This is a genomic window from Sporosarcina pasteurii (assembly GCF_041295575.1).
GTDB lineage: Bacteria > Bacillota > Bacilli > Bacillales_A > Planococcaceae > Sporosarcina > Sporosarcina pasteurii.
Genome location: NZ_CP160452.1, coordinates 2,438,442 through 2,455,092 on the forward strand (window position 1 = coordinate 2,438,442; position 16,651 = coordinate 2,455,092).

Annotated in this window: 12 protein-coding genes and 1 other annotated feature; of the genes, 2 read left to right on the forward strand and 10 right to left on the reverse strand. The window is 38.8% G+C overall.

The features are described 5' to 3' along the window. Positions 1–10: 10 nt before the first annotated feature. Genes hisB through hisZ form a run of 4 tightly spaced genes read right to left on the reverse strand, consistent with a single transcriptional unit; the run spans position 11 to position 3,748 of the window. Positions 11–595 (reverse strand): imidazoleglycerol-phosphate dehydratase HisB, encoded by a 585-nt coding sequence (gene hisB / locus AB1H92_RS11580; RefSeq protein ID WP_115362476.1) that lies wholly within the window; start codon positions 593–595, stop codon positions 11–13. Between the two features lie 2 nt (positions 596–597). Beyond that, complete coding sequence (gene hisD / locus AB1H92_RS11585) at positions 598–1,881, reverse strand: histidinol dehydrogenase (RefSeq protein WP_370475590.1); 1,284 nt, start codon at positions 1,879–1,881, stop codon at positions 598–600. Continuing rightward, positions 1,881–2,507: an ATP phosphoribosyltransferase gene (gene hisG / locus AB1H92_RS11590; protein ID WP_115362480.1), complete on the reverse strand. Its 627-nt coding sequence runs from the start codon at positions 2,505–2,507 to the stop codon at positions 1,881–1,883. Before hisG ends, hisD begins: the two co-directional genes overlap by 1 nt. Beyond that, positions 2,504–3,748, reverse strand: coding sequence for an ATP phosphoribosyltransferase regulatory subunit (gene hisZ, locus AB1H92_RS11595; protein ID WP_115362482.1), 1,245 nt, complete (start codon positions 3,746–3,748; stop codon positions 2,504–2,506). The genes hisG and hisZ overlap by 4 nt, the downstream gene beginning before the upstream one ends. Before the next feature lie 128 nt (positions 3,749–3,876). Between hisZ and AB1H92_RS11600 the strand changes: the two genes are divergently transcribed. Next, the gene (locus AB1H92_RS11600; protein WP_115362484.1) at positions 3,877–4,674 is read left to right on the forward strand and encodes a histidinol-phosphatase HisJ family protein; all 798 of its coding nucleotides are present in this window, start codon (positions 3,877–3,879) and stop codon (positions 4,672–4,674) included. Positions 4,675–4,728: 54 nt separating this feature from the next. On the opposite strand, the gene AB1H92_RS11605 is transcribed toward AB1H92_RS11600, so the two are convergent. Beyond that, positions 4,729–5,865: an argininosuccinate synthase gene (locus tag AB1H92_RS11605; protein WP_115362486.1), complete on the reverse strand. Its 1,137-nt coding sequence runs from the start codon at positions 5,863–5,865 to the stop codon at positions 4,729–4,731. A 165-nt stretch (positions 5,866–6,030) separates the two neighbouring features. Next, complete coding sequence (gene gdhA, locus AB1H92_RS11610; RefSeq protein ID WP_115362488.1) at positions 6,031–7,416, reverse strand: NADP-specific glutamate dehydrogenase; 1,386 nt, start codon at positions 7,414–7,416, stop codon at positions 6,031–6,033. 523 nt (positions 7,417–7,939) lie between these two features. Beyond that, positions 7,940–8,165: a binding site (T-box leader), on the forward strand. Between the two features lie 270 nt (positions 8,166–8,435). Between gdhA and serA the strand changes: the two genes are divergently transcribed. Continuing rightward, positions 8,436–10,022 carry a phosphoglycerate dehydrogenase gene (gene serA, locus AB1H92_RS11615; protein ID WP_115362490.1) on the forward strand — a complete coding sequence of 529 codons (1,587 nt, stop codon included), beginning with the start codon at positions 8,436–8,438 and terminating at the stop codon, positions 10,020–10,022. A 253-nt stretch (positions 10,023–10,275) separates the two neighbouring features. Here the strand turns inward: serA and AB1H92_RS11620 are convergent, their stop codons facing one another. The 4 genes from AB1H92_RS11620 to AB1H92_RS11635 form a co-directional block, all read right to left on the reverse strand. Further along, positions 10,276–11,070, reverse strand: a complete 795-nt coding sequence (locus AB1H92_RS11620; RefSeq protein ID WP_115362492.1) for an HAD family hydrolase — start codon at positions 11,068–11,070, stop codon at positions 10,276–10,278. A gap of 194 nt (positions 11,071–11,264) precedes the next feature. Next, positions 11,265–12,980, reverse strand: coding sequence for a dihydroxy-acid dehydratase (ilvD, locus tag AB1H92_RS11625; RefSeq protein ID WP_115362494.1), 1,716 nt, complete (start codon positions 12,978–12,980; stop codon positions 11,265–11,267). Positions 12,981–13,183: 203 nt separating this feature from the next. After that, complete coding sequence (gene ilvD / locus AB1H92_RS11630; protein WP_115362496.1) at positions 13,184–14,854, reverse strand: dihydroxy-acid dehydratase; 1,671 nt, start codon at positions 14,852–14,854, stop codon at positions 13,184–13,186. Positions 14,855–15,050: 196 nt separating this feature from the next. Then, positions 15,051–16,334: a LysM peptidoglycan-binding domain-containing protein gene (locus tag AB1H92_RS11635; RefSeq protein ID WP_115362498.1), complete on the reverse strand. Its 1,284-nt coding sequence runs from the start codon at positions 16,332–16,334 to the stop codon at positions 15,051–15,053. Positions 16,335–16,651: the final 317 nt, after the last annotated feature.

The following is a 16,651-nucleotide window of genomic DNA, read 5'->3' on the forward strand; positions in this document are numbered from 1 at the left end:
ACGACTCGTGTCAAAGCAGTCCCTTTGTCGATGGAATCCCTTTCACCTCAGGGTTAATCGTACTCGCTACACGCAACGCTCGACCGAATGCTTTGAAGATGGATTCAATGATATGGTGTGTATTTTTTCCATATGCCAAATTAATATGGAGTGTCACTTTTGCGTGGCTTGTAAATGCATGGAAGAATTCTTCGACAAGTTCAGTATCAAATTCACCGACTTTGTCTTTTAATCCATCCACGTTATACACTAAAAACGAACGTCCACTAATATCCAGCGAAACGGTAGATAGAGCTTCATCCATTGGGACAGAAACCGTCGCATAGCGTTCGATGCCTTCCTTCGCACCAATGCTTTCATTGAATGCTTGGCCTAAGACAATTCCTATATCCTCGACTGTATGGTGCTGATCCACTTCAATATCCCCATCACAACGTACCTTTAAATCAAATAACCCGTGCTTTGTAAATGCAGTCAGCATATGGTCAAAGAATCCGACACCAGTTTTGATATCCGTCGTTCCGGTTCCATCGATTGAAAAATCTAATGATATAGATGTTTCCGCTGTTGAGCGGCTAATCTCTTTTTTACGCATTATTAATCCTCCTTCCGTATTGCGATTGAATTTGCATGGGCATATAATCCTTCCGCATTGGCGATTGTAATGATGTCATCGGCCACTTCATTTAAAGCCGCTGCCGAGTAATGTATAATGCTTGTTTTTTTGACAAAGTCATAAACGCCTAATGGTGATGAAAATGTGGATGTACCGCTCGTTGGTAATGTGTGGTTCGGGCCTGCAAGATAATCTCCCAATGCTTCGGGTGAGTGGTTCCCAAGAAAAATAGCGCCCGCATTCCTAATATTTGATAGTTTTTCCATTGGATTTTCAATCATTAACTGCAAATGTTCAGGGGCGAGTTCATTCACAAGTTCATAGGCTTCTGCCAGCGATTCAGTAACAACAATCCGTCCTTGATTGGTGATAGATTGTTCAATAATCGCTTTTCGCTCCGCATTTTCCATTTGCTGTTGAATTTCAAGTTGTAACGCCTCGGCAAACAAATCACTCGTTGTGATACAGATCGCTGATGCCCCCTCATCGTGTTCTGCTTGTGATAATAGATCAGCCGCGGCATATTTGGGATTCGCACTTTCATCTGCAACGATGCAAATTTCACTTGGTCCCGCAATCATATCGATTGCGACATCTCCAAAAACCCACTTTTTTGCACAAGCAACATATGCATTTCCAGGCCCTACAATTTTGACGACTTTCCCGACAGTTTCTGTTCCATAAGCAAGTGCTGCAATCGCTTGGGCTCCGCCTACTTTATAAATGGTTTCTACGCCAACTTCAGCAGCAGCAGTCAAAACATATGGATTCACTTTTCCATCCTCTTGAACAGGTGTTGTAATGGCAATTTGCTTAACGCCAGCGATTTTTGCAGGAATTGCATTCATTAACACAGTAGAAGGATAGGCAGCTTTTCCACCTGGCACGTAGATTCCCACACTTTCAAGTGGCGTTACTTTTTGCCCTAGCATGACCCCTTCGCTCGGATTCGTTAACCATGTCTTTTCACGTTGTTCTTCATGAAATCCTTTAATATTTTTTATCGCTCTTTGAATGGCTTGAATGAACGATTTACCGACACTGTCTCGCGCCTCTTCAATCTCTTCTTTCGATACGGTTAAATTAGTTATTTGAACATGATCGAACTTGGCCGTATAAGCAACTAGCGCCTCATCGCCACGCTCACGTACTTGTTGAATAATGTCTCGAACGCTTCGATTAATTGTTTCATCATCTTCATTTCTAATGCGATTGTTACGCAATTCAGCTTGATATTCCTTACCTGTCATGTATTTCACTTCTATCACTCCAATGCTGCTTTAACCTGATTGATAACTTGTTCAATTTCTACTGTTTTTGTAGCAAAACTAGCTTTATTCACAATTAATCTTGCACTAATATCCATAATTTCATCTAATACGACGAGACCATTTTCCTTCAAGGTCGTTCCGGTTTCTACGATATCCACTATGACATCGGATAATCCAATAAGTGGTGCCAATTCAATAGAACCATTCAGTTTGATTGTCTCAACACGAATCCCTTTTTCATCGAAATACGATTTTGTAATGAAAGGATATTTTGTTGCAACTGTAAGAGGTGAACCATTTTGTAGTGCTTGATTAGGAAATCCTGCAACTGCAACTTTACATTTACCAATCTGTAAATCTACGAGTTCATATATATCAGGCTGTTCTTCCATAATGATGTCTTTGCCGATAATGCCAATGTCTGCGGCCCCTTTTTCTACATAGGTAGGTAAATCGGCCGTTTTCACTAGAATTAATTTGATTGCCTCTGTTTCATCTAACATCACTAGTTTTCTACTTTTATTATGAAAATCTGGAAAGGTGATGCCGGCTTTTTCTAATAAAGCCATTGCTTGCTTCGCTGTTCTACCGGTCGCAATCGCTAATGTTAAGCTACTCAATTCATCACCGCTCCTTTCGCCCCGTTCATTAATTTCAATAACGCTTGAATGGAGTCAAAATAGTAGGACACTTCATTATAGACAAATACCTGTTCATTCTGAGTCATGATAATTTGATAGATAGAAGGTTGCGCATCTACCATTTCTTTATTGGCTGGATTAGAAATCACTGTATAATTCCGTTCGCGTAATTCATTTGCAAGGACGATGGATTCTTTTAAACTGTTTTCATCGTAACTAATTTTCACATCTACGGGTGTTCTTCGTGTAGTCAAATCGGTCTTCGCCGCTTTCATCAATGACTCCACAGTACAAGCAAAGCCAATTGCTGGTAGCGCGGCTCCGAATTCATTACCTAAATAATTGTACCGGCCTCCCATTAATACTGGCCGACCAAATTTCTCTACAAAACCTTGAAAAATTATATCTGAATAATAGCCCATACGATTGATAAGCCCCAAATCCATCACGATGTTGTCTTCTAATCCATACAGCCGTAGAATGTCATATACTTCGAGTAAATAATCTAATGTACCTTCCATCTTCACTGTTTTCGTAATGTCTCTCGCTCGTTCACTTATTTTAACCGGATCCCCGTATAACAATGGAATTTTCACAAATGCCGCGATTAAATCTTCTGCGATATCTAGTCTTTGGAGGAAAGGCTCAATTTCTACGATATTTTTCGTTTGAATTAAATTTTTCAACTGCATCAGTTGGCGCTCTGTAAAACTTCCTTTTTCAATCAACTCTTGAAAAAATCCTGCATGGCCCAATTCAATTTTAATATTTCTAAACCCTAAATCTTTTAGCGTATGACAAGCAAGTGCGATGACTTCTGCATCTGCTTCCGGGGTACTATCACAAAAATATTCAACACCAGCTTGTGTACGCTCAACTTCCTCATCCTCTAATTGGGACTGTCTATACACATCTTGAACATAATAGTAGCGGAGTTCATGCGGTAAAGTAGTATAGTTATCTGCCAGTTGTTTAGTAATTGGGATGGTTACATCCGGTCGAAGCACGAGTACTTCACCGTCACCATCAATCGTCTTTACCATTTCTTTTCGATTAATTGAACTGGTGACTTGCGCATACATGTCGTACTGCTCAAATGTTGGTGTTTTAATCCGTTCATAGCCATATGTTTTAAATCTTTTATTAATCGTTTTAATCATTCGCTCATACTTTTGATAATCTTTGACAATTTCATCGTTCGCATTATAATCGGTGTACAATCTAACTATTCCCACCTTTCACGAATCTACTTTATTACTTTACTAGGGTGAAGTTATTTATTATCATAGAGGATGTAGAATAGTTTGTCAACAATGAAAATTATATCTTTATTTTCAGGAGGGATTTCATGTTTGATTTTCATATGCATAGTGACTTTTCGGCAGATTGCAATGTATCGATGGAAGAAATGGTTGTAGGGTCTATCAATAAAGGCTTAAAGGAAATTTGTTTTACTGAACATATTGACTATGAGTATCCAGATGACTCAATCATTTTTGAGTTTGATTTAAAAGAGTATGCCGATGAATTAACAAGGTTACAAGAAAAATATGAAGGGAAAATTTGTATTCAAAAGGGTATTGAAATTGGCGTACAACCTCATATTTTACATAAATACGAGAAATTAGTGGACGATGAAACATTCGACTTTATCATTTGCTCAATGCATACGACCGATAAAAAAAGCTTGCATTATAAAGAGATTTTCGAGGGAAGAACTGTAGAAGAAGCATATCAACTGTACTACGATGAATTATTAGCGTGCATAAAAAACTTTAAACGATTTAATGTGCTTGGCCATGTAGATTTAGTAAAACGTTATTCAGATGAGCCTTCATCGAATTTATTTCATGAAGAATTAGCAACTATTTTCAAAGAAATTATTCCCGAAGGAAAAGGCATTGAACTGAATACTTCCGGCGTACGATATGGATTATCACATGCGATGCCAAGTGATGATGTGCTGAAGCTATACAAACAATGCGGGGGAGAAATTATTACACTAGGATCTGACGCCCACCGCGTTTCAGAACTTGCCTTCCAATTCCGTGAATCTCTTGAATTATTACAGTCGATTGGTTTTGACTATATTACTACTTTTGAAAAGCAAGAACCGGTATTTCACTCGATCAAACAATTATTGTAATGATGGGTCTCGCATTGTTTACGTGCGAGACCTTTTAATTTAAATTCCTATTCACTACACAATCTTTAATAAATCGTTAACCCTAGCATCGAATCGCTCATTCATTTTAGCCGTGCTGATTGTTGGATTAGATGCTGAATTATCTTCAACTGTAACTTGCCCCTTGTGTAACTTTAAGTGAACTGTACCAGAAAGAGATTGCTGTGTTTCTTGAATAAACGCTTCCAATGCAGTGCGCAAAGGCGTAAACCATAGACCCTCTTCAATCATATCGATTAGCTTTTGAGAGACGGTTTCTTTGAATTGAGAAACTTCACTGGTCACTGTCCTATTTTCAAGCGTTCGATGTGCTTTTAATAATGTAACTGCTCCCGGACATTCATGAATTGTATAAGAGCTACTTCGATTTACATAATTCTCGACTGAATCGATTCTCCCAATTCCATGCTTCCCAGCGATGTTATTTAAGTACAAGAACATATCGGCTATTTCCATTTTTTGTCCATTCACTTTGACTGGAATTCCTTGCTCAAATTCAATCTCGATAAACTCTGGATCGATTGGCGCATCTTCTATTGCAGCTGTTATTGCATATACATCCTCGCTTGCTGCTACTTTCGAACAATAACCTAAATATTCATTTTTACGCCCCCATAAGGTTTGGTCAATAGAATTAAGACTGTCTACATCATTCAATATTGGAATTTTATTTTCTGTTGCAAATGCAAATTGTTCTCTCCATGTCCAATTTTCTTCATTCACAAGATCAATTAATTTAAGGGATGTATTTAAAGTTTGTATTAATGTTTCGAAGTGTTTTTGGTCGTTGTCTTTTATCGTAAGACCATGTGCAATTGCAACAGCCTTTTCAATTTCTGCAACTTCAACTAATTTTTTCGCAATGAGCGGTCGTGATAGCGTGCTCATGAAAGGATACTTATTTTCACAAAAGGCTTGAGCTTGAACTGTAAGCAGGGCATATTGTTCGGCAAATTCATTTTTTACATCGATCAAATAACTGCTTGTTGCCCCAGCTTGTATTGCTTTCACTCGGATTTCTGTTATATCTTTGTTTCCACCCATATCTATGCAAACCGCAACGACGTCATAGCCCGCGTCTACTAACAATCTGATAGCAACAGAAGCATATAAATCTCCACTATAAGCAATAACAACTTTTTTCTTTCGCATGTTAGGACACCCTCTCAAACACTCAATTGTATATTTATACTGTTATGCGTGTTTTTATAATAACACACCTTTCGAATCTTTCAACCTTTTTAAAAAAGTCACTCATTTTATTAAACAAAAAAAGACCCCTTCAAAATAGAGGTCTACATCATAACAACGATTCGATTATCGAATTCCATGACTCACCATTGAGTTCGCCACTTTTAGAAATCCAGCAATATTAGCACCGACAATTAAATTACCTGGATATCCATATTCTTCAGCTGCTTGTAAACAATTGTCATAAATATCTTTCATAACCAGTTGCAGCTTTTCGTCAACTTCTTCAAACGTCCAACTAAGTCGCATACTGTTTTGAGACATTTCCATTGCAGAAACAGCTACTCCGCCGGCATTTGCTGCTTTTGCAGGTGCAAATAAGATATCATTTTCCAGAAAAAGATCTATCGCTTCTTGCGTACAAGGCATATTAGCACCTTCTGCAATTGCTTTGACACCGTTTCTAATTAACAGTGTTGCATCGTCTTCATCAAGCTCATTTTGTGTTGCACACGGGATAACGATATCACATGGAATCGTCCAAATTCCCTGACACCCTTCAATAAATTTAGCAGATGAATGATATTTTCTATACACTTTAATTCGATCGTTTTCGATTTCTTTAATTCGCTTAATCGTCTCGACATTTATACCATTTTCATCATAAATATACCCACTTGAATCACTACATGCAATTACTGTCGCACCAAGCTCAATTGCTTTCTCCATGGCATAGGTCGAGACATTCCCTGACCCGGATACGATTACTTTTTTTCCTTCAAAACTCATGCCATTCGTTTTTAACATTTCTTGCGTAAAGTATACAGTCCCATACCCTGTTGCTTCTCTTCGCCCGAGGCTTCCGCCGTAATTTGGGTCTTTTCCAGTGAAGACGCCAGGTTGGAACCCACCTCGGATGCGATTGTATTGCCCTGCCATATAACCAACTTCTCGTCTTCCAACACCTATATCACCAGCGGGTACGTCTAAGTCTGGACCTAAGTATTTCTGCATTTCCGTCATAAAGCTTTGAATAAACCGCATAATTTCTCGTTCTGATTTATCTTTCGGATCAAAATCCGAGCCACCTTTTCCAGCGCCTATTGGCTGACCTGTCAGTGAGTTTTTAAAGATTTGTTCAAATGCTAAAAACTTCATAATGCTCAGATTGACCGAAGGATGGAAGCGAATCCCGCCTTTATACGGACCCAGCTCACTATTAAATTGAACACGATACCCTCTATTCACATGCACTTTTCCTTGGTCATCTTCCCAGGCAACCCGAAAAGTAATAATGCGATCCGGCTCAGTAATTCGCTCAAGGATACCGTCTTCAATATAATGTGGATTTTTAACAAAAACCGGACGAAGTGAATCGAAAATTTCTCTTGTTGCTTGGAGAAATTCCGTCTCTCCTGGATTTCTCTTTTTTATTAACTCATACACTTCATGCACGTAATCATTTGCTAGTTTTTTAGGATCATTATATGTTTCATTAATATTCGTCAACATACCCTCATTCCTTCCATATTTATACTTTCTGTAATGTCGGAATTTTATATATTACTCTATAATACAATTAATTAACTATTTATACAACATGAGCACCGACTAATTCATGGCATTTTAAGGTCTTTTTTCAAATAAAGTACTTTTCTTTTTCGTTAAAATGAGTTACTATTTAATTATTCAAACATTTCCGTTAAAAGGGATTTTATGAATATACCCAATCAGAAAGAAGGAGAAAACTATGAAAATCATACGACCTTTAGTAAGTGCAAATCTTATGTTACTATTCGTTTTCGCTCTTCTCCCAGTTCTTTTTATTAAACCAGATATTGAAGTTATACAAAGTTTACTAGCATATATAAATAAAGAATAATGCTAAACGTGAATAAAAGCAAACGTTTTTAGTAGTTAATGAAAAATCATTCGTCTTTTAACCTATATTTCAGTGTCTTTTAAAGATTTCTCTAAAAAACATTTGACTTTTTATTTTTTATTAAGTATGATAGGTCACATTAAAACTATTATTCTAATTATTTTGATGGAGATATATTTTACATTCCTAAATCTTCAGAGAGCTAGTGGGTGGTGAAAACTAGTGATTTTGTGTAAAAGAGCACTCCTGAATAGGTAGACTGAACTTAAGTAGGTCTATCCGGGTCATGCACGTTATGCATTGTTCTTTGAGGCCACTTATTTATAGTTGGCAAAAAAGGGTGGTACCGCGTGAGTATTTTCAGTCTTTCGCCCCTTACGATTTTTTGTAAGGGGTGGAGGACTTTTTTATTTTCCATTGAAGGGAGTTTTTAACATGTTAGTAGATTGATAAAGTTTACATATTTGAGAAACAACAAGTCAAGCAACAAAGTTGTCTGCATTGGCCATAAAGGTCATCGCTTTCCCTACGGATGTATCGCTAACAATTAATGGTATGAAAATTGGATTACGGATTATCTTTTACAACAATCATTATTCGCCGAAACTGCTACGGCACAACATTTCTATATTCAGGAGGCTATCGACAAATGACTTTTAGAGTATTAATTACAGACCCATTAAGTGAAGAAGGGATTTTCCCACTAAGACAATCGGAGAACCTTGAAATTACAATAGAAACAGAACTATCTCCAAATGACCTAATTGCAATGATACAGGATTACGATGCACTTCTAATTCGTAGTCAAACGACTGTGACCCGTGAAGTAATTGAAAATGCACCTAACTTGAAAATTATTGGCCGCGCTGGGGTTGGTGTTGATAATATCGATTTGGAAGCTGCAACAGAGCATGGAATTATCGTTGTAAACGCTCCGGATGGCAATACAAACTCTGCAGCAGAACATACAATGGCTATGTTATCAGCACTTGCACGAAAGATTCCGCAAGCGTTTCTATCCCTAAAAAATCAAATTTGGGATAGAAAGTCATTTCTCGGAGTTGAGATTAAAAACAAAACACTTGGGATTGTAGGACTTGGCCGAATTGGCACTGAAGTTGCAGCAAGAGCTAAAGGTCAAAGAATGCATGTTCTTGCATACGACCCATTTCTAACAGAAGAAAAAGCGCATAAACTTGGGATTACGAAAGGGACACTTGAAGAAGTCCTAAACCAAGCTGATTTTATTTCTATTCATACACCTTTATTGAAAGAAACAAGAAACTTAATCGATGAAGAAGCTTTTGAAATGATGAAAGACGGCGTACAACTGATTAATTGTGCACGCGGTGGAATTGTAAATGAAGATGCATTATACGATGCTATTGTAAGAGGAAAAGTTGCTGGTGCTGCGCTCGATGTATTTGAAGTAGAGCCTTTTGTTGATCATAAATTACTGACACTTCCTCAAGTAATTGCGACACCGCATTTAGCTGCTAGTACAATCGAAGCTCAAGAAAGTGTTGCGATTGACGTAAGCGCAGATGTTGTTAGCTTTTTAAATGGAGGACTTGTGCAAAATCCAGTAAACCTCCCTTCCGTGTCCAAAGAAGTGATGGGCAAAGTTGGACCTTTCTTTGATTTAGCGGAGAAATTAGGGGCTTTTGTTTCCCAATTAATTGATGGGATTGTTGAGCAAATTACAATTCACTATTACGGAGATTTAGCAGGCTTCGATGTCCGTCCTTTAACACGTAATACATTAAAAGGATTGTTAAAAGGAAATCTAGGCGACCATGTCAATGACGTCAATGCCAAATATTTAGCAGACCAAATTGGGATTGTCGTAAATGAATATAAAACCTCTACGACAAAAGGTTTTACCAATTTATTAACAGTAGAAGCGAGAACGAAAAACGGGACGCGAAGTGTTTCAGGAACATTATTGAATGGTTTAGGTGGACGCATCGTTAAGGTAGATAAATATTACGTTGACGTTGTTCCAGAAGGGAATTTAATTTTCATTAAACATAAAGACCAGCCCGGGGCGATTGGTCGTGTTGGAACTTTACTAGCGAAATCGAATATTAATATTGCAACGATGCAAGTTGGACGAGATAATATTGGTGGAGATGCCATTATGATGCTGACTATTGATAAATATGTCGACGGTTATAATGTTAACCAACTAAAAGAATTAGAAGATATTTCTGACGTGACTGCAATTCAATTGTAAGATTAATAGCTGATGCTAATCCCTCAGCATGTGGTGGACATACACATGCGAGGGATTTTTTATTTGAGAGAGAACTCCTGAGATGTGTTACGTATTTTCAAGGGAGTGCTGGTTTTTTTCCGGAGAACGTTGTGTTCTTTCGGCAAAACATTGAGTACTTTCCAAAATGCGTTGCATACTTTTAAGCGCCCAAAAAGCAGATAGAAGCGAATTCTACCTGCTTTTATTGAAGCTTATTAACGGAAAGCCTTCTCTACTGAACAATTGGTTGATTTAGAATTGTATATAGCTCATCCAAGTGCTTAATTTCATAGGTCGGCGTCACTTCTTCAATTGCCGCATCATTTTCCCGGTTTATCCAGACAGATGGAATACCGGTTTGGTTTGCACCTAAAATATCTGTCATTCGATTATCTCCGACCATTAACGCTTCCTCTGGCTTTAACTGACAAAGATCGAGTGCATGCTCGAAAATTGAGCGATCCGGTTTCCCAACGCCGAACCCCCCCGAAATAATAATATGGTCGAAATAAGGAACGAGTTCAGGCGTAATATCTAATTTTGTCTGTTGCAAACTTGGTGATCCGTTTGTAATGAGTACCAACTGATAATCTTCTTTTAATTTATCCAACACACTGAAAGTTTCTTCGTAGATAAATGGGCTATCTTTTCGATTTTCTACAAACAGTTCTGCGAGTTCTTTTCCAAACGTGGCATCATCAATGCCCATACGCTTCAATCCACCTGTCCAAGCATTTTGGCGATACGTCGGAACGATTTCTTTCATCTTTTGAAAAGAATCTCCTTCATCGTCAAATGTGCCCCACAATCCTTCAAATGGATTAATGCCAATCATTTTTGTAAAGTCATAGGTTTCATACGTCGCATATAATTGACGAGCTTCTTCACGCACAGCTTCTTCTAACTTCCCTACATCTAGCGAGTGGCGTTCAGATGCCGTTTGACATGTTTTTTCAAATGCAGTTTTTACACTTTTTTTGTCCCATAATAACGTATCGTCTAAATCGAAAAATATAGCTTTAACCATTATTTACAACTCCCTTTTCATTCAAAAAAATCAGTAATATCAAGTATAGCATGTGATGTTGGATAAAATCGTTTTATTGACGCTATTTCACTAGAATTTTACATTTTTTCTTCCAATTCCTTATCCAGCGTCTACATATTCATAATATTTTTTTACCAATAAAATAAGCAGCCCATAATAGAGCTGCTTATTACCTATTGATAGGTAGGCTGTTTTTCTCTAGAAGATTTCTTATAAAAATCCGTCACCGCGCCGACCGATGCACAAGATACGGTATGTGCATACTTTCCAAGTATACCTTTTGTCTGCAGTGGTGGGGCTACCCAATCTTTTTTCCGTACTTCAAATTCTTCTTCGGATACAGCCACTTTAATTTCCTGTGTAATCGAGTTAATTGTAATTTCATCTTCATCTCGAATAAAGGCAATCGGACCGCCATCTTGCGCTTCTGGAGCAATATGACCGACAACTAATCCATGTGTTCCTCCTGAAAATCTACCATCCGTTAGTAAAGCAACTTTCTCGCCTAATCCTTTTCCAACAAGAATTCCAGAAATCGATAACATTTCCGGCATTCCCGGTCCGCCTTTTGGTCCAACGTGGCGAATTACGAGTACATCTCCTGCTTGAATTTCATCATTCATGACAGCTTCCGTCGCTGCTTCTTCTGTATTAAAGACACGTGCTGGTCCAGTATGTTCTGTGACGGACACGCCAGACATTTTTGCGACCGCACCATTTGGAGATAGATTTCCTTTCAATATGACTAAAGGACCTTCTTTACTAAATGCTTGATCAATTGGCCTAATAATTTTTTGTCCAACTGCTAAATCAGGAGCTTCTTGTAAGTTTTCAGCAACTGTTTTACCTGTTACCGTTAAGCAATCGCCATGTAAGTAACCTGCTTCAAGTAACATTTTCATCACTGCTTGAACACCACCAATGCGATGCAAGTCTTCCATGACGTATTTTCCGCTCGGTCTTAAATCCGCGAGATGCGGCGTTTTCTTTTGAATACGGTCGAAATCATCCATCGTTAAATCTACGTCGATTGCATGAGCCATTGCTAATAAGTGTAACACTGCATTCGTCGAACCGCCTAATGTCATGACAACCGTAATCGCATTTTCAAACGCTTCTTTTGTCATAATATCTTTCGGATAAATCCCCTGTTCCATCAAGTTATACAGTGCATGCCCTGCCTCTTCAACATCAGCAAGTTTTTCCGCTGATTCAGCTGGGTTTGAAGAGCTTCCTGGCAAACTCATCCCCATCGCTTCAATCGCTGAGGACATCGTATTTGCAGTGTACATTCCACCGCATGAACCTGCTCCAGGACAAGCGTTACATTCAATACGATTAAGCTCTTCTTCATCGATTTGACCGCTATTTAATTGACCAACACCTTCAAAAACAGATACAAGATCAATACTCTCTCCGCGTAATTTCCCTGCAGCAATCGTTCCACCATAAACGAAGATAGATGGGACTTCAGCATTGGCAATCGCAATCATACAACCCGGCATATTTTTATCACAGCCGCCAATTGCGACTAAGCCATCTAAATTTTCTCCGCCCACGACGGTTTCAATCGAGTCTGCAATGACATCGCGACTTGGCAATGAATAACGCATTCCGCTCGTTCCCATTGAAATACCGTCTGCAATCGTGATCGTATTAAAAATCATCGGCACTGCACCTGCAGCTTCTGCACCTTTTTTCGCTGCAATTGCTAGTTTATCAATATGTACGTTACACGGTGTTACTTCACTCCATGTACTTGCAATTCCTACCATTGGCTTTTCAAATCCTTCATCTGTCAATCCAACGGCTCTTAACATTGCACGGTTCGGGGCTCTTTTCGTACCCTCGCTAAATACTTTACTATTAATTCTCAAATCTTTTTTCAAAGTTTTCCCACCTCTCCCTTCCATTGTACTCATAACTTTCTTATAATTCAATGTCTTCATCCGAATGATAATTCGCAAGATTTTTCACATAAGAAAAGGCGAAGGGAAATTTACACTTCCCTTCACCTTATATAATAATTTATAAAAATAACATCGTGTGTGTGTTTTCTACTTTAGCAGGTTCGCCTACTAAACTCTCAATACTAGATACTCATAATACCGCCTTTTGAGGCATTCGTAACCAGTTTAGAATACCTTGCTAACCATCCTTTTTTAATTTTCGGCTCGAATGGTTTTAAGTTTTCTTGTCGCTTCGCTAATTCTTCATCCGAAATCTTAACGTTCATTGTCCGGCTTGGTAAATCAATCTCGATTATATCCCCATCTTCAACTAAAGCGATTGGACCGCCTTCAGCTGCTTCAGGTGAAATATGTCCAATTGAGATGCCGCGTGATGCACCACTAAAGCGTCCATCTGTAATCAGCGCTACTTCTGTTCCAAGTCCTCGTCCCATAATCGCAGATGTTGGCGCAAGCATTTCCGGCATGCCGGGTCCGCCTTTAGGTCCCTCGTAGCGAATGACGACAACGTGACCTGCTTGTACTGTTCCGTTATCGATTGCTTCTTGTGCTTCATCTTGTGAATTGAAAACAATCGCTTCGCCTGTGAATGTTTGGATAGATGAGTCCACTGCCCCTACTTTGATGACAGATCCTTCTGGAGCAAGGTTACCGTAAAGTACCGATAATCCGCCGACCGGACTATATGGATTGTCTTTCGTACGAATCACTTCGGTGTTCGTAATCTCGTGTTCTCCAACAAGTTCACCCATCGTTTTACCAGTCACTGTCATTCTTTCTGGATGAATTGCCCCTGGAATTTTCGTGAGCTCATTAATTATTGCTTCGACACCACCAGCTTTATTAATATCATCCATTGAAATATCAGATGCCGGCATGATTTTCGCTAAATATGGAACTTTAGCGGCGATTTTATTAATATCTGCTAAATCATAGTCAATGCCTGCTTCATTTGCTATGGCTAATGTGTGAAGAACTGTATTTGTAGAGCCACCCATTGCCATATCGAGTGCAAATGCATCATCGATTGCTTCTTTCGTAATGATATCTCGTGGTTTCACGTCTTCTTTAATCATACGAACTAAATGTTTTGCTGCTTCGCGGACTAATTCTTTACGCTTTTCACTTGTTGCCACAATTGTACCGTTGCCTGGAAGTGTCACGCCTAGCATTTCCATTAAACAGTTCATAGAATTCGCTGTAAACATCCCCGAACAAGATCCGCATGTTGGACAAGCATTCATTTCAATATCTAGTAATTCCTCGGCAGACATTTTCCCAGATTTATGGGCGCCTACCCCTTCAAATACTGATGTTAAGGAGATTTGTTGCCCCGTTGAGCTAATTCCTGCTTCCATCGGTCCACCTGATACAAAAACAGAGGGAACATTCGTACGAGCAGCAGCCATCAGCATGCCTGGCGTAATTTTGTCACAGTTTGGAATGTAAAATACACCATCAAACCAGTGCGCATTAATAACCGTTTCCGCTGAGTCTGCAATGAGTTCACGACTTGGCAATGAATAACGCATACCAATATGCCCCATTGCAATCCCATCATCCACACCGATTGTATTAAACTCGAAAGGTATCCCACCTGCTTCAACAATTGCTTCTTTTACAATATCAGCAAACTCTCGTAAATGAACATGGCCTGGAATAATATCTATGTATGAGTTACAAACACCAATAAACGGCTTTTCTAAATCTTTCGGCTTCACTTTTCCTGTTGCGTATAAAAGACTTCGGTGAGGAGCACGGTCAACACCGATTTTAATCATATTACTTCTCATTTGAACACACACCTTTAACATTAAGTAGTTAAACATATATTAAATTGCGCGTTGCCCGCTGTCAACCTAGTTGTAGAATAAGTGGAAACTATCCCTCAATTCCCAAATATTTCTCCTTATATCATTGCACTTTATACGCCATTTCCAAGCACTAAAAAATCTCTCACTTACAAAGTGTAGTAAGAGATTTTTATGTTCATAATTTGATTATCGTAAAATTATCATTAAGTAACAGCCAATTTTGCGGGAACGAAAGGCCTAACTTCCAATACATGATGCCGCCAAGTCCCAGTTCATTCATTAAATCAAATTTCGCTTGGATGCTTCTTGCATCTTCGAACCAGACTTCGTGTAAAACCCCAGCAGCGTCTGTATATTGGAAAAAAGGTGCTTGCGCTTGAAAATCATATTGAATCTCCGCCCCGTTTTGCAAGGCGATTTGAATGGCTTGTTGTGGACTGATTGCACGAGCAGGCGGGCCTCCTTGGGGAGGAAACGGGAATGTCCAATCATACCCATATAAATTTTGACCTAAAAAAATCTTTTCGTTCGGTATGACACTTGCCGCATAGTTCATGACACTTCGGACAGGTTGTATTGGACTTACCGCTTGGGGGTCACTAAACGTATATCCCCATTCGTAAGTCATAATCATAACATAATCCAATATTTCTCCTATTGCTGCATAATCATGTGCACCGTAAATTCCAGTTGTGATATCGGAGGCTTTAGGAGCGACAGCAGCCGATATTCGTAAACCAGCCATTCGGAAACGGTCCCGGGCTTTACGTAGAAAATTAGTATATAGCTCGCGATCTTCGGGATAAAGTAGCTCGAAATCAAAGTGAATATCCCCGTATCCTTCATCATTCGCAATTTGAATTAAATTTCCGAACAACTGATTTTGAGCTGCGTCATCGTTAAAAATTGCACGCGCTAAATCAGCACTAAACGCAAAATCTTCTAGATTACTGACAACTAGCGCATTCGTGACCCCTGCCTCATCTGCGATTTGCAAAATATTCGCCGTAGAAGGAGGAGTTACTGAGCCATCGCGATTTACTTGATAACTAAACATGCCTAGAAAAGTTAAATCCCCTACACGATTTCTCACTTCATCAATCATCGACTGAGCGACAGGCGTTCTAGGCTCTACGTATAAAAAACTGTTGATTGGACGCTTTTGTTTCTCAGGAATTCTTAATTGCTGCCCAACTTGTAATATCGCATTTGTTGATATGCCGTTTATCCTAGCTAACTCTTGATAGCTGATGCCATATAAATTTCCTATTATATATAACGACTGCCCTGGTTGAACGACGTGATAACTTCCTTCGATTGGAATGACGAGCGCTTGCCCAGTTACGAGTTGGGAAGGATCCGGAATTTCATTTGCCGTCGCAATCTCTTCGGGAGAGATGCCGTATGCTCTCGCAATCCGATATAAACTTTGTCCTCTTTGCACAACATGAATTTGCAATTACATCATCTGCCTTTCCTATTAAAAAAGCATTCTTTTCTATGTTTATTAATTTAGCAAGTTTAATATGCATCATCGCCCAGGAAATCGATTGTAAATGTTTTTCAAGTTTATCTCAGATACTTTTTCACATAAATAATTAAATTTTGTATAACTTTTCTTGGGCGTTCGCATAGACTAAAACTGAGTGTACATTTTCTAAACTAAATCAATGAAAGAAGGGGAACATTTGAGTTTTAAAAAGTGTGTTCGAAAATTTTTTTATGCGAACTTACTATTGCTCGTTGTTTATACTTTTCTTCCGATTTTAATCCTTT

What these genes read in the sequence shown, in the direction of transcription:
- hisB (WP_115362476.1), bottom strand. Translation starts at nt 595, where the DNA reads ATGCGTAAAAAAGAGATTAGCCGCTCAACAGCGGAAACATCTATATCA.
- AB1H92_RS11600 (WP_115362484.1), top strand. Translation starts at nt 3,877, where the DNA reads ATGTTTGATTTTCATATGCATAGTGACTTTTCGGCAGATTGCAATGTA.
- AB1H92_RS11605 (WP_115362486.1), bottom strand. Translation starts at nt 5,865, where the DNA reads ATGCGAAAGAAAAAAGTTGTTATTGCTTATAGTGGAGATTTATATGCT.
- gdhA (WP_115362488.1), bottom strand. Translation starts at nt 7,416, where the DNA reads ATGTTGACGAATATTAATGAAACATATAATGATCCTAAAAAACTAGCA.
- serA (WP_115362490.1), top strand. Translation starts at nt 8,436, where the DNA reads ATGACTTTTAGAGTATTAATTACAGACCCATTAAGTGAAGAAGGGATT.
- AB1H92_RS11620 (WP_115362492.1), bottom strand. Translation starts at nt 11,070, where the DNA reads ATGGTTAAAGCTATATTTTTCGATTTAGACGATACGTTATTATGGGAC.
- ilvD (WP_115362496.1), bottom strand. Translation starts at nt 14,854, where the DNA reads ATGAGAAGTAATATGATTAAAATCGGTGTTGACCGTGCTCCTCACCGA.